General features: G+C 60.1%; 19 protein-coding genes. 3 read left to right on the plus strand and 16 right to left on the minus strand.

All coding sequences use genetic code 11. From position 1 onward, the window contains the following. Positions 1-27 precede the first annotated feature (27 nt). The 6 genes from ACPYOP_RS06035 to ACPYOP_RS06060 all read right to left on the minus strand — a co-directional run bounded on the left by ACPYOP_RS06035 (position 28) and on the right by ACPYOP_RS06060 (position 6,183). A complete protein-coding gene (locus ACPYOP_RS06035) occupies positions 28-609 on the minus strand; it encodes an NAD(P)H-dependent oxidoreductase (RefSeq protein ID WP_481409484.1) in 582 nt (193 codons plus the stop codon). Continuing rightward, on the minus strand, positions 606-2,015 hold the full coding sequence (locus ACPYOP_RS06040) for an FAD-binding oxidoreductase (RefSeq protein WP_481409485.1): 1,410 nt from the start codon (positions 2,013-2,015) through the stop codon (positions 606-608). Before ACPYOP_RS06040 ends, ACPYOP_RS06035 begins: the two co-directional genes overlap by 4 nt. A gap of 1 nt (position 2,016) precedes the next feature. Then, positions 2,017-3,330 (minus strand): cytosine deaminase, encoded by a 1,314-nt coding sequence (locus tag ACPYOP_RS06045; RefSeq protein ID WP_481409486.1) that lies wholly within the window; start codon positions 3,328-3,330, stop codon positions 2,017-2,019. After that, positions 3,330-4,196 (minus strand): ABC transporter permease, encoded by an 867-nt coding sequence (locus ACPYOP_RS06050; RefSeq protein WP_481409487.1) that lies wholly within the window; start codon positions 4,194-4,196, stop codon positions 3,330-3,332. The genes ACPYOP_RS06045 and ACPYOP_RS06050 overlap by 1 nt, the downstream gene beginning before the upstream one ends. Beyond that, positions 4,196-5,020, minus strand: coding sequence for an ABC transporter ATP-binding protein (locus ACPYOP_RS06055; RefSeq protein ID WP_481409488.1), 825 nt, complete (start codon positions 5,018-5,020; stop codon positions 4,196-4,198). Before ACPYOP_RS06055 ends, ACPYOP_RS06050 begins: the two co-directional genes overlap by 1 nt. Positions 5,021-5,166: 146 nt before the next feature. Then, positions 5,167-6,183 (minus strand): ABC transporter substrate-binding protein, encoded by a 1,017-nt coding sequence (locus tag ACPYOP_RS06060; protein WP_481409489.1) that lies wholly within the window; start codon positions 6,181-6,183, stop codon positions 5,167-5,169. 184 nt (positions 6,184-6,367) lie between these two features. On the opposite strand from ACPYOP_RS06060, the gene ACPYOP_RS06065 reads away from it, so the two are divergent. Next, positions 6,368-7,336, plus strand: a complete 969-nt coding sequence (locus ACPYOP_RS06065) for a LysR family transcriptional regulator (protein ID WP_481409490.1) — start codon at positions 6,368-6,370, stop codon at positions 7,334-7,336. Here ACPYOP_RS06065 and ACPYOP_RS06070 read toward each other — a convergent pair. The 7 genes from ACPYOP_RS06070 to ACPYOP_RS06100 form a co-directional block, all read right to left on the minus strand. Then, positions 7,324-8,121, minus strand: a complete 798-nt coding sequence (locus ACPYOP_RS06070) for a creatininase family protein (RefSeq protein WP_481409491.1) — start codon at positions 8,119-8,121, stop codon at positions 7,324-7,326. The genes ACPYOP_RS06065 and ACPYOP_RS06070 overlap by 13 nt on opposite strands. Before the next feature lie 320 nt (positions 8,122-8,441). After that, positions 8,442-9,491 carry a porin gene (locus tag ACPYOP_RS06075; protein WP_481409492.1) on the minus strand — a complete coding sequence of 350 codons (1,050 nt, stop codon included), beginning with the start codon at positions 9,489-9,491 and terminating at the stop codon, positions 8,442-8,444. 712 nt (positions 9,492-10,203) lie between these two features. Further along, positions 10,204-11,766, minus strand: coding sequence for a glycosyltransferase family 39 protein (locus ACPYOP_RS06080; RefSeq protein WP_481409493.1), 1,563 nt, complete (start codon positions 11,764-11,766; stop codon positions 10,204-10,206). 436 nt (positions 11,767-12,202) lie between these two features. Next, positions 12,203-14,800, minus strand: coding sequence for an autotransporter family protein (locus ACPYOP_RS06085; RefSeq protein ID WP_481409494.1), 2,598 nt, complete (start codon positions 14,798-14,800; stop codon positions 12,203-12,205). A 489-nt stretch (positions 14,801-15,289) separates the two neighbouring features. Beyond that, positions 15,290-16,483: an adenylate/guanylate cyclase domain-containing protein gene (locus ACPYOP_RS06090; RefSeq protein WP_481409508.1), complete on the minus strand. Its 1,194-nt coding sequence runs from the start codon at positions 16,481-16,483 to the stop codon at positions 15,290-15,292. Positions 16,484-16,531: 48 nt separating this feature from the next. Next, positions 16,532-18,154 carry an MDR family MFS transporter gene (locus ACPYOP_RS06095; RefSeq protein WP_481409495.1) on the minus strand — a complete coding sequence of 541 codons (1,623 nt, stop codon included), beginning with the start codon at positions 18,152-18,154 and terminating at the stop codon, positions 16,532-16,534. Between the two features lie 76 nt (positions 18,155-18,230). Next, on the minus strand, positions 18,231-19,457 hold the full coding sequence (locus ACPYOP_RS06100) for an HlyD family secretion protein (RefSeq protein WP_481409496.1): 1,227 nt from the start codon (positions 19,455-19,457) through the stop codon (positions 18,231-18,233). Between the two features lie 137 nt (positions 19,458-19,594). On the opposite strand from ACPYOP_RS06100, the gene ACPYOP_RS06105 reads away from it, so the two are divergent. Continuing rightward, positions 19,595-20,497, plus strand: coding sequence for a LysR family transcriptional regulator (locus tag ACPYOP_RS06105; RefSeq protein WP_481409497.1), 903 nt, complete (start codon positions 19,595-19,597; stop codon positions 20,495-20,497). Positions 20,498-20,682: 185 nt separating this feature from the next. Continuing rightward, positions 20,683-21,171 (plus strand): RrF2 family transcriptional regulator, encoded by a 489-nt coding sequence (locus tag ACPYOP_RS06110; RefSeq protein WP_481409498.1) that lies wholly within the window; start codon positions 20,683-20,685, stop codon positions 21,169-21,171. Here ACPYOP_RS06110 and ACPYOP_RS06115 read toward each other — a convergent pair. The 3 genes from ACPYOP_RS06115 to ACPYOP_RS06125 all read right to left on the minus strand — a co-directional run bounded on the left by ACPYOP_RS06115 (position 21,154) and on the right by ACPYOP_RS06125 (position 23,549). Beyond that, the gene (locus ACPYOP_RS06115; RefSeq protein ID WP_481409499.1) at positions 21,154-22,182 is read right to left on the minus strand and encodes a mechanosensitive ion channel family protein; all 1,029 of its coding nucleotides are present in this window, start codon (positions 22,180-22,182) and stop codon (positions 21,154-21,156) included. The genes ACPYOP_RS06110 and ACPYOP_RS06115 overlap by 18 nt on opposite strands. Before the next feature lie 106 nt (positions 22,183-22,288). Next, positions 22,289-22,705, minus strand: coding sequence for a cupin domain-containing protein (locus ACPYOP_RS06120; protein ID WP_481409500.1), 417 nt, complete (start codon positions 22,703-22,705; stop codon positions 22,289-22,291). Between the two features lie 91 nt (positions 22,706-22,796). After that, a complete protein-coding gene (locus ACPYOP_RS06125) occupies positions 22,797-23,549 on the minus strand; it encodes an SDR family oxidoreductase (RefSeq protein WP_481409501.1) in 753 nt (250 codons plus the stop codon). Positions 23,550-23,668: the final 119 nt, after the last annotated feature.

Raw genomic sequence — 23,668 nt, forward strand, 5'->3', positions numbered from 1 at the left:
ACCGACTGTAACAAGCGCATCTCAATCTCAAAAGCGCGCCATTTCCCGCTTCACCTTGTCAAGGAAAAGCCCTCGCGTCTCGTCGGTCGAGCGGTTCATGTCATAGTGGGCAAGGAAAACGACCGGGGCAAAGGGCTTGATCTGTGCGCGCAGCACGCGCTTGACAATCTTCTTTGGCGGATTGCCGGCAATGAAGGCGCGGAATGGGTCGGCGCCATAGGTCAGCACCGCGCCGAGCTTGCGGATGTGCTGCAGCTTTGAGCGTACCTTGCCGTCGACGAGTTCGAAGGAGACGCCGGGAAGCCAGACCCGGTCGAAATAGCCCTTGAGGATGGCCGGGAAGCCGAAGTTCCAGACCGGCGTGACGATCACCAGGGCCTCGGTACGCGCGAGCCGGTCGACATAGGATTTCACCGCTTCGGTATTGTCGGGATAATCGTGGTAGATCACGCGGTCTTGGCGCGACAGCACGGGATCGAAACCCTCGGCATAAAGATTGCAATCGTCGACCTCGTGGCCGGCGCTCTTCAGGCTGTCGATGGTTTGCCGGTGCAGTGCTGCGCCATAGCTTTCCTCGACCGGATGCGAATGAAGGACGAGAACCTTCATGAGGCCTCCATCAAAGCCGCAAGGCCGGGGAAGAGATAGTTCTTGCCGGATTTGAAGTCGAAATTCGGATCGTCCCAGGCGATCATCTTGCCAGGGTTGAGCAGGCCCTTCGGATCTGTTTCCTTCTTGAAGGCAAGCTGCACGGCATCCGTCTGCTTCATGCCGCCTTCTTCCAGCGTATAGCGATGCGGATTGAAGATCGGGCAGCCATGGTCCTGATGGATCTTGATGATCTCCTCAAGCCGCGCCGCTGACGTATAACGCACCAGCGGCAGGCCCGAGCATTGGATCTGCCCGTCGAACTTGATGAATTCGAGATGGCCGGGTACCTCGTCGCCGAAGATTTCCACCATCTTCCGGACCTTGGCGACATGGTCCGGACCCGGATACTGCACCTGCAGATAGGTGATCGACGGATCGACCTTGATGGCGCGCAGTGTCGTGTGGTTCCAGGCGAGCTCATAGGCATGCGGGATGCCCTTCATGCTTTCCACCTTATCCGAGCGGAAGGTGATTTCGCCCTTCTGCTGCATGGCAAAGGCAACGAAGGGGTCCATCGAATGCGGCGCGATCATCAGCGCCACGATCGATTGTCCCTGACGAATGTAAGGCTTGTGGCGGGTGAAGTATTCATGCGGAATGGGTGCTGCGATGGGAGCAATCTCCTTGACGAGAATGCCGTTGCATTTGGCAAGGGCGTCGGAGAAGCGCACGGCATCCATGAAATCGTCGTAGCCCACCAGCACGTCGACCCAGTCATAGGCCGGCGCCAGCGGCATTTCGATCTCGGTGATGATGCCGTTGGTGCCGTAGGCATGGCTGACTTTGGTCAGGTCCCAGCCGGTGAGGTCGAGAACGCGAGGCTCGGCCTCCATCGTCACGACGCGCAGGCGCAGGATATTGCCGAGATCGCGCAGGCCGCCCCAGGTGATGGAACCGACACCGCCGGAGCCGCCGGCGATGAAGCCGCCGATCGTTGCCATCTGCGCTGTCGAGGGGTGGAAGCGTAATTCCTGGCCGGAATGGGCCTTGGTCTGGCGGTCGAGCTCGGCAATGACGATGCCGGGTTCGCAGATAACGCGGCCGGGATGGATTTCCTTGATCTTGTTCATGGCGGCGAGATTGAGCACGATGCCGCCGGAGAGCGGCATGGCCTGGCCGTAATTGCCGGTGCCGGCGCCGCGCGGCGTGACGGGTACGTCATGGGCATAGGCGACCTTCAAAGTGCGGATCACTTCTTCTTCGTTCTTCGGCGTGACGACGAGATCGGCGGTGACATTATCGAGCTGGGCTTTGAGGATCGGCGAATACCAGTAGAAATCCCGGCTCTTCTGGCGCACGAGCGCCGGATTGTCTTCGACGGCGATACCTTCGAGTTCTTTCTTGATGCGCTGGTAATCCGGCATGTCAGGCTCCAATGACGCTGTCCAGTTCACGATAATCCGGCAGGCTGCGATCGATCACCTTGCCCTTGCGAAGGACGACGCGATCGGACTGCGGACGGGAAAGGAATTCGCTCCAGCGCCGGGCGCTGAAAAGCACGAGATCGGCCGGGCTGCCCACCGCTATCCGCCCGATATCCGGGCGGCCGAGAATGGCTGATGGAGAGGTGGTGATGACCCTTGCAGCTGTATCGAGAGGATGGTCGAGATGCAGGATGCGCACGGCCTCGCGGAAGACTTCGACCGGATCGAGATCGCCATAGGCATAGAAGGGATCGCGGGTATTGTCGGAGGAGACGGCCGTGGGAACACCGGCAGCGGCAAGCTCGTGCAGAAGCGTGACGCCGCGCCAGCGTGGCGTGCGGCCGGCATGGCGGTCCTGCAGATACATGTTGCACATCGGCAGCGAGACGATGGAGATCCCGGCCTTGGCGACGAGATCGATGGTGGCGCGGGCGACATCCTCGTCCTGCTGGGCGAGCGAGCAGCAATGGCCGGCCGTTACCTTGCCCGTGAAACCGTTGCGAAGCACAGCTTCGGCAATCGCCTTCAGCGTCAGCACTTCTCGGTCTTCGGTTTCGTCGACGTGCAGATCGATGTCGAGGCCGTTGTCTGCGGCGGCACGGATCAGCTTATCGAGCTGCGCGTCGATGTCCGGGTTCATCTGCGTGACGCCGCCCATCAGGCCGCCTGCATCACGCACGACGCCGAGCAGATCCTTGAAGAAGGCATCGTCCACCATACTATCTAGTGGGAAGAGGGCGACAGCCTGCAGAACGATCTTGTCTTTCCAGGCCTCGCGGACCGAGGTGAAAACCTCGAAGGAAATGCGGTGCTGCGGCGCCAGTGAATCCAGATGGGTGCGGATCAGGCCGGTACCATGGGCGTGAGCCGAGCGCAGCGAAAATTCCATGCGCCTGCGCACGTCGTCGGCCGACCAGTTGGCCTCGCGGTCGGTACGGACGGCATCGAGCGCGCCCATGAAGCTGCCGTCCGGGTTGGAGCGGCGCTCCCATATGTGGCCCTTGTCGAGATGGGTGTGCATGTCGGCGAAAGTCGGCCAGACCATGCCGTCTTTCATGTCGACCTTGGCATATTCGACCGGCGCCGTGCCGGGCGCGCGGATATCGTTGACGAGGCCGTCGGCAACGACGATGTCGGCCTTTACGAGACCCTCGCTGGAAGGTGCCTGAAAGCCGGACAGCGTCACGGCTGGAACGGTGGCATTGCTGAGCACGAAGCGGGCAGCGTTCGGCGGCGACATGAAGGCGTGGGACATCAGTTCTCCCGCTTGAGGCTGCTCTCATGCCAACGATGGAGGCTCAGCCATGAGATGAAGGAGGTGAAGGCGAAGATCGCAACGCCGAGCGCCGACAGAAGCAAGAGTGCTGCAAAGAGGCGCGGCATGTTCTGGCGGTATTGCGCTTCGAGCAGCCGGAAAGCCAGGCCGGAGTTGGGACCGCCGGAGCCGGCGGCGAATTCGGCGACGACCGATGCGATCAGCGACAGGCCGCCACCGATCCTGAGCCCCGTCATGAAATAGGGTTGGGCGGCCGGCAGCTTCAGATGCAGCAATGCCTGCCAGCGCGAGGCGCCATAAAGGTCGAAGAGATTAAGGAGATTGTGGTCGACGCTCTTCAATCCCTGCACCATGTTGGACAGGATCGGAAAGAAGGCGACGAGGAAGCCGCAGATCAGAAGCGCCGCCTCGCGTGTCGGCGCATAGATCAGGATCAGCGGCGCGATCGCGACGATCGGCGTCACCTGCAGGATGACGGCAAGCGGATAGAAGGCGAGCTCGATCCAGCGGGACTGCACAAGGAAGATGGCGAAGCCGACGCCGCCGATCAGCGCGAGGACAAGGGATATGAAGGTGATCTGCGTCGTCACCCACAGAGCCGGCCAGAGAATGCCCCAGTCCGAAACGAGCGCTTTGGCGACGGCGATCGGGCTTGGCAGGATATATTGCGGAATGCCGGTGCCGACGACCAGAAGCTGCCAGAGGATAAGCAGCACGAGGACGGTCAGGATCGGCACGAAGACGCCGAGCGCGCGTTCGAGATTGCGCTGTCCGACGGTGGCGGCAGCTGGCGCATCGACTGCGTCAGCGGAAAGAGTGGCTGATAGGCTTGTGCTGTCGCTCATTAATGGGCCTCCGGCCAGCCGATGGCCTCGATCAGGGAGCGGGATACTTTTTCGCACACCTGCCGGTATTCTTCCGATGAGCGATAGAGCGGATCGCGTTCGCCACTGGTTTGCAAGGGGAAGTCGGTATGGACGCGGCCCGGCCGCGCCTTCATGACGACGATGCGATTGGAGAGATAGGCGGATTCATAGACGGAATGGGTGACGAAGATGACGGTGATGCCTGTGGTCTGCCAGAGGCGCAGCACGTCGTCGTTAAGCTTCTGCCGGGTGATTTCGTCGAGCGCGGCAAAGGGCTCGTCCATCAAAAGCAGTTTCGGTTTCGTCACCAGTGCGCGGGCGATCGAAACCCGCATCTTCATGCCACCGGACAGCTCCCGCGGATAGGCATCGGCAAAGTCCTGCAGGCCGACCGTGGCCAATGTTTCCATGATCTGTTCGTGCGCGGCAGCCTTCGAAATTCCCCTCAGCCTCAAGGGTAGGTGAACGTTGCCGAATACCGTTTTCCAGGGAAGCAGCGTCGGCTCCTGGAAGACAAAGCCGATATCGCCCTCCGGCAGGCCTTTGGTGTTGATGCGCGAACTCGGCCAATCGATCCTGCCGCTGGAAGCGCCGCCGAGGCCGGCAATGATGCGCAGGGCCGTCGACTTGCCGCAGCCGGAAGGGCCGAGCAGACTGATGAACTCGCCGCTCTCCACATGGAGCGACATGCCTGATAGCGCCAGCGTGCCATTGGAAAAAATCTTGGAGACCTGCTCCATGACGACGAGCGGCCGCTTGCGTGTCTCGGTTTGGGTGAACTTGGTGGCTTCAGACACTGGCATGGCTCGGCTCTTTGTTGATACACCCTCCCCTTCAGGGGGAGGGTCGGAGCGAAGCTCCGGGGCGGGGTGATCCTTGGAAGTCCGAGAATGTCACCCCCACCCGCCGCTTTGCGGCACCTCCCCCCTCAAGGGGGAGGTGCCAGGGTTCACTTCTTCAGCGACATGCCGACGCCCTTGCAGGCGAACTGCGTGTCGAATGCCTTTTTGTAGTCGATATCGGCATCGAAGAGCTTGATCTGCACCATCTCGTCGAAGAACTTCTTGTAGTGCGCCTCGGTGATGCAGCCGATGCCCTTATCGAGGGCGGCGCCGGATTCCACGATGCCATATTCCTTCATCTTGGTGATGGAATAGGCGATCTGGCCATCCGTCATATCGGGATTGTCCTTCTTGATCAGCTCGTTGGCCGCCTTGTTGTCGCCGTAGAGATAGTTGTACCAACCCTCGATCGAGGCACTGACGAAGCGTTGCACGAGATCGGGGTTCTTGTCGACCAGCGCCTTCTGCGTGGTGATCATCGTCGAATAGGGCGAATAGCCGGCATCGGCGATCAGGAAGACTTTCGGCTTCCAGCCAGCCTGCTTCTCGATCTCATAGGGTTCCGAGGTCACATATCCCTGCTGCGCCGACTGCTTGTCGGCGAGAAAGGGCGCCGGGCTGAAATTGTAGGGCTTGAACTGTTCGTCCTTGAAGCCGGGGAAGTTCGCCTTCATCCACTCGAAATAGGTAATGTAGCCGTCCTTGCTGAGGAACAGCGTCGGCAGCTTGGCGAGATCCTCGAACTTCTCCACGCCGGCATCCGGATGGGCGATCAGCACCTGCGGATCCTTCTGGAAGATCGCCGCGACATCGACGATCGGAATCCCCTGCTTGACCGCATCGATCTCCTGCTGCGGGCCACCCATGTAGAAATCGAGCTTGCCGGAAATCAGCAAGGCCGAATTGGCGGCATTGGGGCCACCCTGAACGATGGTGACGTCAAGGCCATATTTTTTGTAGGTGCCGTCGGCGATGGCCTGATAGAAGCCGCCATGCTCGGCCTGGGCAAGCCAGTTGGTGCCGTAGGTGACTTTGTCGAGCGCGTTTGCGGGTTCCGCCGCGACGATTGCGGCGGCCAGACCCATGGAGGCAAAAAATGCTTTTGTCTTCAATGCATTAAACATGGCTGACTGTTCCCCTTATCTGCCATGGGACGTCATTGTTGAAGCCCATTTCCCGCATTTGAGCGGTTGCTTTGCGCTTTGAAAAGCATCAAAATTCGTGCGCATTGATGCCTTTTCGGCATCTCTCCCTGGGCCTGTGCCTAAATTGTGCGGCCTGGGCAAAAATTAAGCAATGGGAACGCACATGCTGCACTCGAGACGGCTTCTCTACATCAACGAAATTGCCCGCTGCGGCTCGATCCGCAAGGCGGCGGCGCGGCTCAACGTGGCGTCATCGGCGATCAACCGGCAGATACTGGCGCTGGAGGAGGAAATGGGAGCGCCGCTCTTCGAGCGTCTGCCGCGTGGCTTGCGGCTGACAGCGGCGGGCGAGCTCTGCATCGAGCATATCCGCGAGGTATTGAAGAATTACGAGCGACTGGAGGGGCGCATTCGCAGTCTCAAGATGCAGCAGGCCGGCAAGGTCAGGATCGTCGCCACCGTGGGTTTGGCGTCAGGTCCGCTGCCCGAGATCATCGCGCGTTTTCTTTCCGAGCATCCCAGGGTCTTCGTCCAGCTGCGCAACGATGCCGGATCGACGACGATGGCTCCTGTCGTTTCCGGAGAAGTGGATCTCGGGCTTGGTTTCAACATTCCGGCTGCACCAGGCATTCGCTCCCTTGCCAATTTCGACATCCCGATCGGCGTCGTCCTGCCGTCCGGCCATCCTCTGATTGGGCCAGGGCCCATCAATCTCGCCGATGTCGTGGAGGAGCGGCTATTGCTTGCGCAGCCCGGGACGAGCCTGCGAGAGGTCATCAATCTCATGCTTTCGCGTCTTTCCGTGCAGGTCGAGCCGGTGCTGGAGAGCAATGCGTCGGAAATGCTGAAACAGCTGGTAAAATGCGGGGCAGGGCTGACATTGCTCAACCCACTCGATGTGCTGACGGAGTGCCGCCGGGGAGAGCTGGTCTTCCGGCCGATCGCCGAGCCGCATTCGCGGCATCAGCCGATGAAGCTCGTCGCCCGCACGCGGGCGCCGCTTGACGCCGCCACCAGCCTCTTCGTCGAATATCTGCTTGCCGAGCTTGCGGGGATGGTCGAGGAGCTGCAGGCGAAGGGGCATATCATGCTACCCTCCGAGCGTCGCCGCTCGGACGCCTATTTCGAGTAGAGGTTGGAGAGCGGGTAATCGCGCAGGTCGCGCAGCATCTCGATGAAGCCCGCGATCTGGTGTCGGCAGATAAGCGCGCCCTTTTCCGCCGTGCCGGCCGCGGCATTGCCGACGACGCCATTCGGATTGAGATCGTGGGCGATCCAGGCGAGCGAATGGGGCGGCAGCGGCTGCAGATATTTGGAATGTTCCTTCATCCATTCCGCCCTGGAGGCGAAATTCTCAGCCTTGTCCATCCGCACGAGCTCGGGCCGGAAATGCAGCATGAGCGAAGTTTCGACATCGCCGCCATGGATGCCGAAGCGCTGTTCATGTTCGTCGATCATGCCGTCGGGTGTGCCGAAGCGGGTCCATTGCGTGGCGACGACGGCCATCTGATGACGCACGCGCAGTTCGCGCGCGACGATGCCCATAATGTCGAGATTGCCACCATGGGAGTTGACGATGACCATCTTGCGGATGCCGGCCTCGGCGACCTTTGCGCCGATTGCCGTCCACACCGGGATCAGCAGCTCCGCGCTAAGTGAAAGTGTGCCGGGACCGTAGATATGTTCGTTGGCCTTGCCGATTTCCTGCATTGGCAGCACGAGGAAATCGAGATCGTCGGGGCGCTGGACCTTCAGTTCCGCCAGCATGCCTGTCGCGATCGCAACATCGGTTGCGATCGGCAGATGCGGGCCGTGCTGCTCCGTCGAGGCGATCGGCAGGATGGCGATCGTGGTGTCGGCCGAGAGATCGGCGAAATCATATGTGTTGAGTTCATTCCAATAGAAGGGCTTCGCCATGGCCATATCCTCTCGCCAGCGTCTCGTTGCTCAACGGATACGGCAAGGTTGGTGGCGGTGGAAAGCATCAATTTGCGGCCATGCCGCTGCCTTTTTGAGCGCGCCCCGCGCGCCTGGAGCGCTTCAGTTTTCTCAGAATCCCTGAACCGCTCCATCTCTTTGTTGTCTCGCAACTACGGACGGAAAACCGCCGGCTTTCGAAGAGACAGCCGCGGATATCATGATTTTTAGAATGCAAAAAAGAAGGTCCGGAGGGAAACCGGACCTTCTTCCCATTCTGATCGGAGGTCTATTTCAGATCAGATTAGATCTGGATAGGCTTAGAAGCTGCGCTGGAAGCGCAGGATACCAGCCCACTGGTCCTCATTGATGGAGTCCCAGTTGGTGTAGGAGATTTCCGGCTGAACCAGGAGGTTCTTGACCGGGTTCCACTTGACGTTCGTCGTAGCAGCGAAGGTCTTGTTGTCGGTGTAGGCGAGCTGGAGGTTCCACTTCAGCTTTTCGTTGATCGGAACGCCAACGCCGCCCCAAACAGCCCAATCGCCCCAGCTCTGGCCGATCGAGTCGCCATTCGCATACTTGTTGAGCTTGTCGCTGTCGGTGTTCCAGCCGCCCATCAAGAAGGCCGAGAATACACCGAAGTCAGCGTCGACACGAGCCTTGACAGCGCCCTCTTCGACGATCGAGTCATAACCACCAACGAGCTTGAAGCCCCATGCGCCGGCCTTGTAGCCAACACCTGCGACAACGTCAGGAGCGTAGTGGTCGGAGCTGTCTTCGCCGTTAGAACCGGTTGCGCCCGAACCCGAGTTGGAGTCTTCGAGCGAGATCACAGCCGTGAAGCCGTTGCCGGCGTCGTAGTTGTAGGTGATCTGGTTCAGTTCGTACGGGCCATCACCGATCACGTCGTCGTTGATGACGTCGCCGGCATAGCCGGTGAAGACGTTGAACTGCGAGTCTTCCTTACCGACGGTGAAGCCGCCGAGGCTGATGCTGGCGTGCAGCAGGTTCGTCTTGGTCGGATTATTTTCCTGCCAATCCCAACGAATTTCGGTGTTGGTCTTCAGCGGGCCATATTCAGTGTCGGTTGCCGTCTGCAGCTGCAGCTCGGCGCGGGTGTGCCACAGCGTGCCGTAATGCGAGTCCGGGCTGTAGGCGTCGTACCACTTGCCTTCGGTACGAACCTTGCCGCCGATCTTGAGGCAGGTTTCCGTGCCCGGGATGAAGAAGTAGCCAGCGCCGAAAGCATCGCAGATGCGAACGTATTCCAGGGGCTCCGGCTCGGCAGCTACGATAGCGTCTGCTGCGTGAGCACCGGAAACTGCTACGAGTGCAGCAGCGGAGCCGAGAAGAAGGCTCTTGATATTCATTTTTTCTCCAATCGCTTTGCCGGATCAGAACAATGTCGGTGACTACCCGCTACGTTCCATCTATCCGGCTGTTCCCTCTTGCGGGACGTCACAGGATGTCCGCGCACGCAAACTAGCGAGGCCACGCCGGCATCGGAATACAATAGTTTCGCATTTTTCTGTAGTTCCAGACATAAAAGCGTCATAGATGCAAAAATACATCAGAATCCAGCAATATAGACGAGCCAATCATAAGCATGCTAACGGGATATACTAAATAAACATGCGAGATGTATGTTATTTCCTTCAAAAATCGACCATATAGTAAGTCTATATTACAAACTATACTGATTTTTGTCCTCGATTCGGCCTTCAGCTGCGAGAAATCGGAACCTGCCAGTATCGAGCAAGCGATCCGTCAGCGATGATTGCCGAACGTCGTATTTGGCGGCTGCATTCAAATTGGCGGAATGGCGTCGCACCGATGGGTGGCTGGCGACAGGCGTCGATCGGCTGGGAGAAATTGCCATGGGCATCCGCATGACGTCATCCGCGGTCTGTTCTGGGGAGGGCGAACATTGGAAGCTATTCTGATGGAGGGACGAAAACCTGCCCTAACGCATCGTCGTCTCCGCGATGCGATCGGCGATGCCGGCACCGAAGAGGTTATCGGCAATCATGAAGAATTATGTATTCCAGGCGCCTGTCCCGGAAACGGGCCGGGCGCGTTCCCCTATCCGGCCGCCGGATAGAACCACGCATAGCCGAAATGGAACCGATCCGGATCTTTCCCGTAGTAATAGGGCATGGCGGCATCGTTCTGGGCTGGCAAGGTCACCGAGCTGCCGAATTTCGCCGTCAGCCACCGCTTGAGTTCGTCGGGCATGGACGAAGCGTGTCCGTCACGCTCATTCCAGACCAGCAGGATCGGCCCGTTTCCCAAAGCCTGGCGATCAAGATCGGATGCGGGATATGCCGTGGATATTACGGCCGTATCCGGCATATTGGCACGGATGTTTCCCGCCTTGAGCCATGCTGTCGTCACCACCGCCACCGGTCGCTTGCCTTCCGCGGCGATCGCCTTGCTCAGAAACGCGCCGTAGGGCGTATTCAGATGCTGATATGAATCGAACAGCTTCGGGAAGACAGTGCCTGCCGTCAGGATGAGGGGGAGGGCGATCATCAGGCCGAAAGGCAGATAGAAGGCTCTCTTTATATCGGACGGGTTTTGTACGCCGGCGGCCTCAAGCTTCAGACAGAAGTAGAGCGGCATCAGGAACAGAAAGGGCAGAAGCCAGCGGTCGCGAAATTCTGTGAGCGTCGTGATCAGGATCAGGGCGAACAATATGGCCGCCGTGCTCAGGAATATTTTCTCAAAGAAATTGACCCATTCGCTTTTAAACCGAAGCGACTGCAGAAACGACCGGCGAAAGACGATCAGGAAGGTCACAAAGGTGGGAGCGATGATGACGATGCTGGTCTTGATCAGTTCGACAACGCCATGGCCGATATCGGAAAGCTTTCCCCCTTGCCCCTGTTCCGACATGGTTGCGACGGTGGACGTGACGACCAGGTCCATATTCGACAGCATCCATACCGCATGCGGCAGGAACACGAGAATGGCCAGAGCCAACGTCATGACAAAGCGCTTGTCCAGCAGCCTTGAGCGCCCTTGCGGATGAAAAACGACCGCTGCAAAGACGCTCGCGATGATCAGCACGAAATTATACTTCGTGAGCATTCCAATCCCTGCCCACAAACCCATCATGGCGTAGGAGGTGAATGTCGGCTTGCGAATGGTCTTCACGACGAAATAGATGAAAGCGATCACTGCGAGAAGCGTACCGACGGTGTGCGTCAGATCTCGCTGCGCCTGCCAGAACATCTGGGGGATCGTCAGAAGCGATAGTGTCGCGACCGCGGCCAGGCGCTTGTCCTCCAAAAGAAGTCGCGCCAGTTTGTGATAGGCGAAATAGACGAGGAAAAGCAGGATGTTCTTCAAAACGGCAAGCGATGCGACGCTTGTGCCGAAGAGGTCAAACACGCCGTATTGAAGCCAATTGTAGAGCGGCGGCTGCGCGTCATACCCCCAGGCCAGCCACTGGTTGACCACGAATTGCTGCGCTTCGTCTATTCGCACCGAACTCGAAAGAGAAATCCGCACGACGGCCTGGACTGCGAAATATATCGCAAGGATCCAGGTCACCCACCGAAATTCATCGGATGATTGACTGATCGCGGCTGGTGCTCTTCGGGCGGGGGAGCGCGAAGAAAAGACGTTCGGCAAAATGCTCATTCAACTCTCCATGCTATCGGCTATCGCGTCCCAGGCGCACCTGTCAACCATGTTCAGGGCGGCGCGTCTTCATGAGGCTATCGTGATCCCAAAAATATTTATCGTTTAACTTCAATAATTTAGCTTCATAGCCGCGACGATTCGCGGGCTGCGCAGGAATTCTACGCCACGTGTGCGACGGGATTTTTGCTGAATGATTTCAATTGTGTCGCCCGAGGGGCATCGTCGTTGCTGCCGATATGTGATCAGCTACCGTATTCGCCGGAATTGTCGAGGAAGCGCGAGGTGCAGCCTTGGTACCTGCGCATTCGGGCAGGGGACTGAGACAAGGCGTTTGGAAGACGCTGACGGAACGAAGGCACTACACGGTCGCCCGTCCGACTGCTGAATCAGGCGACTGCCGGAATTTTGGCAGCCGCTCAGCCGGCGATTTGATCTACCATCTCAAGCGCAGTCCGATATTGCCCTGGAAAACACGTTGATGCTCACCGCTGACGTCGAACCGGTAATCGGCCGTCGCATAGGCGCTCAGCGACGTATTGAAGGCGTAGACCACGCCGCCACCAAGCTCCACTGACGTGCCCTTGAGTGAGGTATTCATCGAGTCCGCACCGAAACGCACCGTATCCGTGGTGTCGAAATTGTGCCAGATATTGGTCTTCAGATAGGGTTGAAGCAGACCGCCCGACGTTTGAAAATTGCCCTGCAGGCGCGCGCCGACCCGCCCGGTCCAGCTCGAGTCGCCGCCGAACGAAACCGTTGAAAAGGCATCGCGCTTGTCGTCGAGCGAGATATCCTGCCAGATCAGCTGCGCCTGCGGCTCGACGGACCAGTTTCCGCCGATGGCAATCGGGTAGCCGCCTTCCAGCGAGGCGGTAATCCCGCTTCCTCCAATGTCGATCCCGGTGCCACCGATCGAATTGGCGTCGCCGCTGAACCAGGTGCCCATCAGCACCCCGTCGAGATACCATCCGGAAGGGCCGATATGCGTCCAGTAGGCGGCAAGGCTCGTCGCATCGAGATTGAACTTGCCGGTCTTGACGTTGTTCCAGCCGACCGCCTGGCCGGTGACATCGGCTCTGAGATCGGCATAGCCGAAGAACAGGCCGGCAATGTCGCGATGGCCGCCGCTGCTCTCATGGCGAAGGATGTCCACGCCGGTTTGCAGGCCCCAGAGCGAGCCGTCGATCGACGGCGACACCGAGCCCGACCATCCCTGTTCGACATGTTCTCCGAAGACGCGCCCCCAGGCCGCCGAAGCCGTATCGCCCGATGTGACGAGGCTCTGCTCGCCACGGCGCTCATGAAACGTCCCGAGCGTGGTAAGCGTTGCAATCTGTGCTGCCGGCGGAACGGCGGTATAGGTCGCGACTTCCGGCCGGATCAAGGGAATGACCGCGACTTCGACACCGCCGATGCTGGTGATGGCGGGGGAGATCGGTGTCGCGCCCGGATTTGGCGGCTCCGGCGTCGGATCGTCTGGTGTCGCGAACGGCGGCTGGATCCCCGAGGTTCCGCCCGTCGGTGGCGCGGCCAAAATGGGTGCTTCCGGGTCGGGATCGCTCGCTGTCGGCACCGGCGCGACATAGGCCGAGCGCAGGTACCAGTTGTTGCTCGTGCCGGCGGTCACGCCGCCCTTGAAGAGGTAGTAATCGTAGGCGCCCGCCGCGACCCTTCCGTTCAGGTAAAAGGCACCGCTGCTGGCGGTCGCACCGTTCGTGGCCTCGACGACATTGATGCCGTTGAGCATGGTGGCCGCGCCGCTGCCGCCGAAATTGTTGACGGTGATGGCTGTCGAGCCGGATGCCGTCCCGCCATCGATCACCAGCCTGTCGGAGGCCGAGGTGTCGTCGCCGAGCACGGTATCGAGGACGAGCGTGCCGCCCGAGCCGACATAGTTTCCGACGATGGTGAGGCTGTTTGTCGTCTGAGATCCGCCCTTGGTCAGATCGATGGTGCCCGAATTGGTGACCGTTATGGCGGGGCCGCCGGGATAGGACGTGATAGAAGGATTGAAGCCGCCGCCGGCAAGAAGGCTGGCACCCGGCGAGACCGTCACATTGCCGGTCAGGTCGTTCTGCAACTGAAACGTGCCGCTCTGGATGAAGCTGTCGTGGAAATCCCCGGTGCCGGCCCAGATCCAATCCGTTCCGGTCATGTAGAGCGTCTGGAAATTGGTGAAGGCGTTGTCGATCACGCCGTGTCCCTGAAGCGTGACCTTGTTGTTGCCGCCGCCGCCATTAGCGGTTCCTATCATCCTGGAACCGGTTTGAAGGGTCAGGTCGATGTTGCCGTTACCGCCGCTGATGGCAAAGCCGTTGCCGCCGCTGAGCAGGCCCGCATTGGTGATGCTGGTTTGCCCGTTGAGCGTGCGGATGGCCGGACCTTGGTCGCTGATGATCTGGCCGCCGGTAAGATTGACGATCGTTGCGTTGAAGGTCGAGCCGAGCGTATTGGAAAAGACGCCATCCGACGGGAGCCCACCCGAGGCCGCGCCGCCGCTCGCATGAATAGTGCCGCTGTTGATCAGGCTGCCATTGCCGCCTTGAATATAGACCGTAGGCGAACTGTTTCCGCTCGTGGTCAGAGTACCCGTATTGGTGACCCTGCCGTTTGCGCCGAGGATCGATACCGCGCGCGCGTTGCTGCCGCTGGTGGCGACCGAACCGTTGTTGACGATGGTGTTGTTCGGCGAGCCGCCGCCGCTCTGACCCCAGCTTGCCGTCATGCCATAGGCATTCGGTCCCGTCGTCGTGATCGAGCCGTTGTTGATCAGGGTATTGCCGCTGCCGTCGGCAGCCATGCCGTCATTATATTGGCCGGTGGTGCTGATCGAGCCGTTGTTGGTAAGCGTGTTATTGCTGCCGGTGCCGACCATGGCCGCACCACGATTGAGGCCGCTGCTGCCGGAACCGGTCAGCGAAATGCTGCCATCGTTGACGACGGTGCTGGAATCGACGACGCGGGCTCCGGCATTGGCGGCCGGCGTGCGAACGATATTCACGATCGCTCCGCCGAGAATGTCAATCGTCACATTGGAACTTCCAGCCGCTCCATAAATTCCCGTGGTGACCAGGTTTGGCGAGGTCGAGTCGCAGCTGGCGGTTTGACCGCTCGTCGGAGTAAAGTTGCTGCACGCTGCTCTGGCCGCTTCCGGCGAAACGAGGCATGTTCCCAGCAAAAGTGCGGCTTTGAGATACGCGCACGCAGATTTCGGAATCGAATTGGTGATTTCGCGCATTGTCCCCCCAATCTACAAGGCGCTTAAAGGCGACGTTCAGTCTCCCCCTCACAATTTAAAAGCACAGCCTAAGATTCGCATCAACTAAAAAAGGCTTGGCTAATGAGTTGTGTGTTCAAAGCCTTAATGAATTGGGAGCGCCGGAAACAGGTCTGTGGATTGAGACTTTTCAGGATGACGAGCTTAAGCTCTGGCTTACCGATGCCTCCCATTTGGCGCAATCCATGCGTTTAGGCGCGAGGCATACTTTCCTCGCTTCCGCCGATGCATACCGCTCCACGATCACTCCGCGCGCGTGAGCGCAAAAAGCTCCATCGCTTCGGCGAAACCCTTCAATTGCTGCTGTCCGATCGAGATTGTGTCGGTGATCTCCGCTTTTTGCCGGAAGGGGGCCGAAGTCAGGAGCGCTTCGCCGCTTTCGCTGCAGATGCTCTGTATGCGGCTGACGATATTGACGTCGGGGCCGATCAGGGTGAAGTCCAGGCGGTTGCCGGAGCCGACATTGCCGTAGCTGACTTCGCCGTAGTGCAGCGCGATGCCGACCTTGACGTGGATGCCGTCATAGTCGAAGCCGTCGATTTCATCGAGGATTGTTTTCGCCGAAGCCAGTGCTGACCCGCAGGCGCCGGCTGCGTCGGCGCCTGGGAAGAAGGCGAGAACGGCATCGCCCATGAATTTCAGCACTTCGCCGCCCTCGCGGGTGATTGCGGGTACTACCTTGTCGAAATAGGCGTTCAGGAGACCGAGGACGGTGCTGCCGGGCAGCCGGTTGGAAAGTTCGGTGAAGCCGCGCAGGTCGCAGAGCAGAAGTGCCGCCTCCATGGATTCGATCTCCCCGCGGCGGATATGCCCGGCAAGGATCCGGCTTGCCGTCATCGGGCCGATATAGGTATCGAGAAGGCTGAGTTCGCATTGTCTGAGAACGCGCAGCTCGCAGGTATTGCGCAGCGCCGGCAGGATGCGCTCGATCACGTCCTGTTCGGCCGATGTGAAACCACCGGGGCGGCGCGTGCCGAAGGCGGCGGTGCTGATCGGCCCGTCGGCATTGCAGAGCGGCGCCACGATCAGCTGCACCAGCCCGCGGCCGTAAAAGATGTCGATATGCTGCCAGCGCCCGTGCGGGCTCTCGCCCGGGCCGACGACCAGCGTCTCGCGCATGTCCTGCGCCTTCACGAGCGGCGTATTGGCCAAAGCGAGCCGCGCGCCATGTTCCCGATCATGTATCTCGACCGGCTCGCCCGGCGCCCAGGCAAAGGTGCGGCCGATGAATTCAGGATGCAGCGTCGTCAGGTGCAGGGTCAATCGATCGACGGGAAGGCCAAGCGCCTGCAGGCGGCGTCCAAGACCTGCGACAAGGCCCGCCTCGTCGAGGGCGTGGCATTCGTCGCCGGTCAGCCACTCGATGAGGCTCAGGGTTGCTCGGTTATTGATGCCGCCGCTGAGCGTCCTGGGGTCGGCTGTTGCGGCTTTTGGCATGTCATGCAGCAAGGTCATTTCTATTTCCTCCTCTTCGAGGTGCGGCGCTCAGTGCGCGCTGCCGCCGGAAAGTTGGCCGGGTTTCTTCAAAAGAAGGCTGGCGGCGAGGGCAACGACGAGTGCTGCGCCGAGCAGGAAGAACGTGTCGCTGAAAGCCATGATGTTGGCCTGCTTGCGAAGGCTGGCGGCAATGGCGACGATGGCCTTATGCGTGGCAAGCGCCTGGTCGCTGACCCCGTGGTTCATGAAATAGTTGGTAAGACTGGCAACGCGGGCACGGGTAGCCTCTTCGAAGACCGAGACCGAATTCGTGAGGATATTGGAATGAAACTGCTCGCGCTTGGTGAGGAAGGTCTGCAGCGCGGCAATGCCGACCGCGCCGCCGAGATTGCGCATCATGTTGAAGAGTGCCGAGGCGGAGCCGGCATTTTCCTGCTCGATGCCGGCGGTCGCGATTGCCGTCAGCGGCGTGAAGGCGAGCGCCTGGCCGACGGCACGCACGATGTTCGGCCAAAAGAGCTGATCGCTGGCATAATTGCTCGTCATGTAGATGTTCATGAAGTTCGAAGCGGCAAAGAGCGCGAAGCCGACGATAATCAGCAGGCGGGCATCGATGCGCTTCATTAGACGTGGCACCAGGGGGATCAGGATCAACTGCGGAATACCGGTCCAGGCGAGCACCATGCCGATCTGCTCGGAATTGTAGCCCTGGATGCGGGTCAGATAGATCGGCAGGATGAAGACCGAGCCATAAAGGGCAACACCCATCAGGAAATTGGCGATGATGCCGAAGCCGAAATTGCGGCGCGCCAGCAGGCGCAGGTTGAGGAGCGGATGGGCGGCGCGGAGCTCGATGACGAGAAAGAGCGTCAATGAGACAGCGGCGATGACGGAGAGACGGACGATGAAGGGGGACCCGAACCAGTCGTCCTTGTTGCCTTCTTCGAGCACGGTCTGCAGCGCGGCAAGGCCAACCGCCATAGTGATAATGCCGGGCCAGTCGCCCTTGGCGAGCAGCGAAAGGTTCATCGGCGCGCGGTCGAGCGAGATCCAGAGCATGCCGACCATCAGCATGCCGGGCACGAGATTGACATAGAAGATGTATTCCCAGCCCCAGTTTTCGGTGAGATAGCCGCCGATGGTCGGGCCGATGGCCGGCGCGAAGGTCGCGGAAAGGGCAAAGAGGGCAAGGCCCATCGGCTGCTTGGGCTTCGGCAGCAGCGTGATGATGATGGTGAAGGCCATGGGGATCAGCACGCCCCCGGAAAAGCCCTGTATGGCGCGCAGGATGATCATCTGCTGCAGGTTTGCGGCAAAGGCGCAGGCGACTGAGAAGATGAGAAAGAGAATGGCATTGGTCAGCAGATATTTGCGGACGGAAAAGACGCGCGCCAGCCAGGCGCTGAGGGGAATGACGACGATCTCGGCGATCAGGTAGGAGGTCGAGATCCAGCCGCCGTCATCCGTTCCTGCGCCGATCGCGCCCTGGATGTCCGCGAGTGATGCATTGACGATCTGGATGTTCAAAACGGCCATGAAGGCGCCAAGCGTGGAGCCCACCACGGCGGTCCACATGCGCAGCGGGCTCATGGCAGGCCGCGCAGCCGGCGTGGCGACAGCGTTCGCGGATGCGGCGGAATTGTTGTTTGCGGCGATCTGAAGAGTGGTCACGATGTTTCTCCGTCCGGCTGATGCCGGAACAATCTCATGACGATGTTGAGGTGATAATCGACAAAGGAAGGGAAGATTACTCAGCGTCGTTGGATAATTTCTCGGCATTGGCCGTCGAGGTCTGGACTGCCTTGGTATCGATTTCAGGTTCGACCGACATGCCGGAGCGCAGCAACCCCGCCAGCTGCTCGTCATCGATGACGATCTTCACCGGGATGCGCTGGACGATCTTGGTGAAATTGCCCGTTGCGTTGTCCGGCGGCAGCAGCGAGAACTCCAACCCGCTTGCCGGCGAGAGGCTGTCGACATGACCCTTGATGGCGACATCAGGGAAACTGTCGACCTTGATCTCGACCGATTGGCCGGGGCGCACATAGGTCAGCTGCGTCTCCTTGAAATTCGCAACGACATAGACCGAATGCAGCGGCACCACCGCCATCAGCTGCGTGCCGGAGGTGACATATTGTCCGACGCGGATCGAGCGGGCGCCGACCGTGCCATCGACGGCCGCGACGATGTTCGTATAGGACAGGTTGAGTTCTGCCTGCTGGACCGCGGCAGCGGCACGGTCGCGCTGGGCGACCGCCTGATCGCGCTGTGTCTGCAGCACCGGCACTTTGTTCCGGGCCGCAACGACCGCGGCCTGATCGCGTTCGACGGCAGCGGCAGCCTGCTTGCTGGCCGATTGCGTCTCTTCGGCGCGCGATTGGGTGCCGACGCCGTTGGTGATCAGCCGTGCCGACCGCGCTGCGTCCGAGATCGCATAGTCCAGGGAAGCCTTCGAAGAATCGACCGTTGCCTGGGCCTGCGTGATCAGCGATTGCTGCAGCAGGATCTGGGCGTCGATATTGGCGATCGCCGCATCGGCAGCCTTGAGATCCGCCTTCGCCTGGGAAAGAGCCGCCTGGAAATCGCGATCGTCGATGCGGGCAAGCACCTGACCGACCTTGACCGTGTCATTGTCGTTGACGAGCACTTGCCTGATGTAGCCGGCGACCTTCGGTGCGATCGTCGTGTAGTCGGCCTTCACATAGGCGTCGTCGGTCGATTCGATGAAGCGTCCGACCGTCCAGTAGCGATAGCCGAAATCGGCGCCAAAGGCGACGCCGGCCAGCAGCGCGGCCGCAAGCACGCCGCGCTTGACCAGCTTGCGGCCAGCCTTTGGGGCGATGGCAGCGGCAGGCGCGCCGACAACCGGGCCTTGTGGCGCCTCGGCGGCTGGAGACTTTGCCACTTCGCCGGCCGGTGCTGCATCGGCCTGGCTTGCGTTTCTGAACGCCTCGTTGCGGGGTAGTTCGACCATTGTCCGTTTCCTTCAGCATTGAGCCCGTTTGCGTAGGCCCCTTTTTGATGCGATGAAGATGCGTCCGAACGGTCCCTCTGATAATCTCCTCAAATCTTGAAGGATCATCAACTCACAGCGGATAATCCGAGGACGATATGGATCGGCTGACCAGCCTAATAGTCTTTGGCCGGGTGGTGGATAGCGGCGGTTTTTCCGCGGCCGCCCGCCGGCTCAACATGTCCGTCACCATGGTGGGCAATCATGTGCAATCGCTGGAAGATCGTCTCGGCGTGCGGCTCCTCAACCGCACGACGCGCAGGGTCAGCCTGACGGAGACAGGCAAATATTATTATGAGCGCTCCTCGCAGATCCTTGCCGATCTCGAGGAGGCCGATCGGACGGCCGGCGCTCTCAGCACCATGCCGCGCGGTACGCTGAAGATCTATACCAGCGGCGCCATCGTCCGCTTCCTGCTTCCCGTCGTTAACGAATTCATGACGCAGTATCCGGCGATCTCGCTTGACTTCAACGTCGGCGAGCGCTCGATCGATATGATCGAAGAGGGCTGCGATCTGATGATCCGCACCTTGCCGGCGCCGGATTCGACTCTTGTCTCGCGCAAGCTCACGCCCTGGCGCCATATGCTCGTCTGCTCGCCTGAATATCGCGACACGCATCCCTTGCCGAACGTACCGGCCGATCTCGTAGCGCATAATTGCCTGCAATATACCCACTATCCCTATGGCGACGAATGGCGTTTCGAGGATGCCGAGGGCAAGCAGCAAGGCGTCAAGATCTCGGGCAATGTCGTCTCGAACAGCGCTGAGACTTTGCGCTATCTCCTGGCCAGCGGACAGGGCATCTTCCTTGCCCCGAGCTTCATCGTCTTTGAAGATGTCGCCGCAGAGCGCCTCGTGCACGTCATGCCCGATTATCGTGCCGTGGAGTTCACGATCAGCGCGATCTATCCGAACCGCAGCCATCTGCCGACAAAGGTGCGATTGTTCATCGACCTTCTGGCGGAACGCTTCATCGAACACCGCAAATGGATGACCTGAGCGGCCATGTCTTAACCTGCGCTCTGCATGCTGATGGCTGGATTATTGCTTATTGGCGGCAAGTGACGCCGATGTATCCGGCTTGCACAAGCGATACGCGGCATTCGGTTTACACTTTGGCGAAATAAGGATATCCTTTGTCCTTGATGGAGGCCAGCGAAGATCGGCCCCTTGGAATAAATTTTATGATCTTGAAAAGCCAAGTCGAATGGGCACTTCATTGCTGCGCCATTCTAGCGGGTCTGCCCGACGGTCGTTATCTCTCCACCAAAGCACTGGCCGAATTCCATGGGCTTCCCAAGGAATATCTTTCCAAGGCTCTGCAAGGCCTGTCGCAGGCGGGGCTTGTCGATACGACCCTTGGTCCTTCGGGCGGCTACCGGCTGGCGAAGCCGCCGGCCGAACTGACCTTCCTTGAGATCGTCGAGGCCGTCGAGGGCCGGCAGCGCACCTTTGTCTGCAACAACATCCGGGCCAATAATCCCTGCCGCCCGAAGGGCTATTGCGAAAGCAGCCCATGCGCCGTCGCGCGCATCATGTGGGAGGCTGACGAAGCCTGGCGGGCAAAATTGCGTGGGGTCAAGCTGTCGGATCTTGTCGGCATCCTGTCGCAGGAAGTCGCGCCGGAGATTTGGAAGAGCTCCTTCGAATGGGTGCTAGAGCGTGCCGGATGAAAGCTGCCTGACCACGGCTGCGGCGGGGTCGGCACCCTCGGCGGGCGGCAGGCAGAAGAAGCTTTGTTCCGGCATTGCCAATGCGAGGCCATTCGTCCTGCAGTGCTGATAGACGAGATCGATGATCTCGTTTTGCGCCGGCGTGCGCGTGGCTGCGCTCGCCACGCGGAACTGCAACTCGACCTCGATGGCAATCGCGTCGATTGTCTTGAGCGCGATGGCCGGCGGCGGGTTCCTGACGATCCGTTCGCAGTCCTGCAGCGCGATGAGCATGATCTCCTCGATGACGTGCGGCCTATGGGTCGCGGCAATCCGGATCGTCAGTGCAACCAGATGCGACTCGTCCGGACGGCTGCGATTGGTCACGCCCTGTTTTGCCAGGACGCTGTTGGGCAGGACGACGACATTGTGCCCGCCGGTCAAAAGATTGGTGGAGCGCCAGTTGGTTTCCGTGACACGCCCCTCGGTGCCGTCGCTCAATTGGATCCAGTCGCCGATGGCGTAGGCACGACCGAGCGCCAGCGCGATCCCGGAGAAAACGTCGGCCAGCGTGTTCTGCAGCGCCAGGCCGATGATGACCACCACCACGCCCGAGGTGGCAATGAGCGGCCCGATCGGCGCGCCGAAGACGAAGCCGATGACCGACAGCGCCACGCCGAGATAGACGACGCCGACGATCAGATCCTGGAGAAGATGCGCTTCCTGTGGCCGCCGGTTGAGGGTGATGTAGATATGGACGAAGCCGATCATCGTCCATGCAAGATGGAGCCACCAGAGGATCCTTGCGGACTTGGCGAGCAGAATGCCGGCCTCCTGAAGCTCGGCATCGTCGAGACGATAGGGCGAAATTCCGGCAAGCCAGAGCACGAGGCTCATGCCGGCGAAGAACAGGATCTGCACGATCAAGCGCGCGGTCGGACGGCTGCGTCCCTGAATATGCCAAATGAGAATTCCGGCAAGCCCTAGAAGATTGATCAGGACGAGCGGAAGGGAATGATGTTCGCCAAACATGACGGGCTCACCGACGATGGTTTCCAACAGGGGTGCGGCAGGCTGAATAGAAGGGCAGGCGAGGTGGGAGCGAGTGCCTTGAGCACCCGCCCCAACCCAGCTACCGCTATTTCTTGATCGGGAAGGTCAGTTCCTTCTGGCTGCTGTCGACGACGAAGACCGCGAGCAGCTTGGCAGGCTTGGTCTTGCTGGCATTCTCGCTGACGCCATGGCGATCGCCCGGCATCTCGGAGAAGTTCTCGCCCGCCTTGTAGACCTTGACGGGACCATCATTGACCTGGCTGCGGATCGCACCCTCCAGAACGGTCGCATAGATGAAGGCCGAGTTCGGGTGGGTGTGGGCCGACGAGAAGCCGCCGGGACCATATTCGACCAGAACACCCTTCATGCTCTTGCCGGGCACATTCGGCAATTCATGGCTATAGACGAGGGTCACCTTGGCGTCCTTGTCGCCGGCATCATGGGCGGCGGCCGTAGTGGACAACAGAGCGGTCAGGGCAAGGGTAAGGATTGGCTTGATCATCTCGAAATTTCCTTTCTCGAAGGCTGAACGATGCGCCGCCCGCGACGGCCCATCGTCGTCCTCTTATTTGCAGGCCCTTATTGACGGGCATTCATTTACGGGCGGAGGTCGCGAACCACTGTTCGAAGGTGACATGGCCGAGGCGGGGATTGTTGTCGGAGACAAGCGAACCGTCCTCCAGTTTGGTGCCGAAATAGCGGGCATCGGGATCGCCTTCGACATGGCGCGCATCGCCCATGGCCTTCAGATAGCGGGTGACGAGCTCGTTCATCCGGACGCGTTCCGGGCCGGAGATCTCGATCACGCCATTGATGGGCGCTGCCGTCGCAACAGTGGCCATGGCGTCGGCCACGTCGTCGGAGGCGATCGGCTGCACGTAGCCCGTCGGCAGCCGCACGACGTTGCCGATGGTGGCGGATTGGGCGATGCCACTCAAAAATTCCATGAACTGCGTCGAGTCGACGATCGTATAGGGTATGCCGGATTCCCGGATGACCTTTTCCTGCGCGACCTTGGCGCGCATATAGCCGCTGCCAGGCAGGCGATCGACGCCGATGATGGAAAGGGCGATGTGATGTTTGACGCCGGCGGCCTTTTCGGCCGCTACCAGATTGCGGCCCGAGGTCTCGAAGAAATCGAGCACGGCCTTGTCCTCGAAGGAGGGCGAGTTTGCGAGGTCGATGACGACGGAGGCGCCGGCGAGCGCCTCGGCTAGTCCTTCGCCGGTGATCGTGTTGACGCCGGTATTCGGGGCGGCGGCGATGACGTCATGGCCTTGGCTGCGGAGGCGGTCGGCCGTTTTCGAACCGATCAGGCCGGTTCCGCCGATGATGACGATTTTCATGAGCTTCTCCATTTGCGGCCGCTTCGCACACCGCATTATTCATTCGTTGCTGAATGGTTGGTTGAGGATCAGGCCGGCCGAACCGGGCGCGACTATGAAGGCTGCGCGCCGGTTCGGCC

This window comes from Rhizobium sp. KNZ2-6A (genome assembly GCF_056755475.1).

Coding starts and splice junctions, on each gene's coding strand:
- ACPYOP_RS06035 (WP_481409484.1), bottom strand. CDS start 609: ATGAAGGTTCTCGTCCTTCATTCGCATCCGGTCGAGGAAAGCTATGGC.
- ACPYOP_RS06040 (WP_481409485.1), bottom strand. CDS start 2,015: ATGCCGGATTACCAGCGCATCAAGAAAGAACTCGAAGGTATCGCCGTC.
- ACPYOP_RS06045 (WP_481409486.1), bottom strand. CDS start 3,330: ATGTCCCACGCCTTCATGTCGCCGCCGAACGCTGCCCGCTTCGTGCTC.
- ACPYOP_RS06050 (WP_481409487.1), bottom strand. CDS start 4,196: ATGAGCGACAGCACAAGCCTATCAGCCACTCTTTCCGCTGACGCAGTC.
- ACPYOP_RS06055 (WP_481409488.1), bottom strand. CDS start 5,020: ATGCCAGTGTCTGAAGCCACCAAGTTCACCCAAACCGAGACACGCAAG.
- ACPYOP_RS06060 (WP_481409489.1), bottom strand. CDS start 6,183: ATGTTTAATGCATTGAAGACAAAAGCATTTTTTGCCTCCATGGGTCTG.
- ACPYOP_RS06065 (WP_481409490.1), top strand. CDS start 6,368: ATGCTGCACTCGAGACGGCTTCTCTACATCAACGAAATTGCCCGCTGC.
- ACPYOP_RS06070 (WP_481409491.1), bottom strand. CDS start 8,121: ATGGCGAAGCCCTTCTATTGGAATGAACTCAACACATATGATTTCGCC.
- ACPYOP_RS06075 (WP_481409492.1), bottom strand. CDS start 9,491: ATGAATATCAAGAGCCTTCTTCTCGGCTCCGCTGCTGCACTCGTAGCA.
- ACPYOP_RS06080 (WP_481409493.1), bottom strand. CDS start 11,766: ATGAGCATTTTGCCGAACGTCTTTTCTTCGCGCTCCCCCGCCCGAAGA.
- ACPYOP_RS06090 (WP_481409508.1), bottom strand. CDS start 16,483: ATGCCAAAAGCCGCAACAGCCGACCCCAGGACGCTCAGCGGCGGCATC.
- ACPYOP_RS06100 (WP_481409496.1), bottom strand. CDS start 19,457: ATGGTCGAACTACCCCGCAACGAGGCGTTCAGAAACGCAAGCCAGGCC.
- ACPYOP_RS06105 (WP_481409497.1), top strand. CDS start 19,595: ATGGATCGGCTGACCAGCCTAATAGTCTTTGGCCGGGTGGTGGATAGC.
- ACPYOP_RS06110 (WP_481409498.1), top strand. CDS start 20,683: ATGATCTTGAAAAGCCAAGTCGAATGGGCACTTCATTGCTGCGCCATT.
- ACPYOP_RS06115 (WP_481409499.1), bottom strand. CDS start 22,182: ATGTTTGGCGAACATCATTCCCTTCCGCTCGTCCTGATCAATCTTCTA.
- ACPYOP_RS06120 (WP_481409500.1), bottom strand. CDS start 22,705: ATGATCAAGCCAATCCTTACCCTTGCCCTGACCGCTCTGTTGTCCACT.
- ACPYOP_RS06125 (WP_481409501.1), bottom strand. CDS start 23,549: ATGAAAATCGTCATCATCGGCGGAACCGGCCTGATCGGTTCGAAAACG.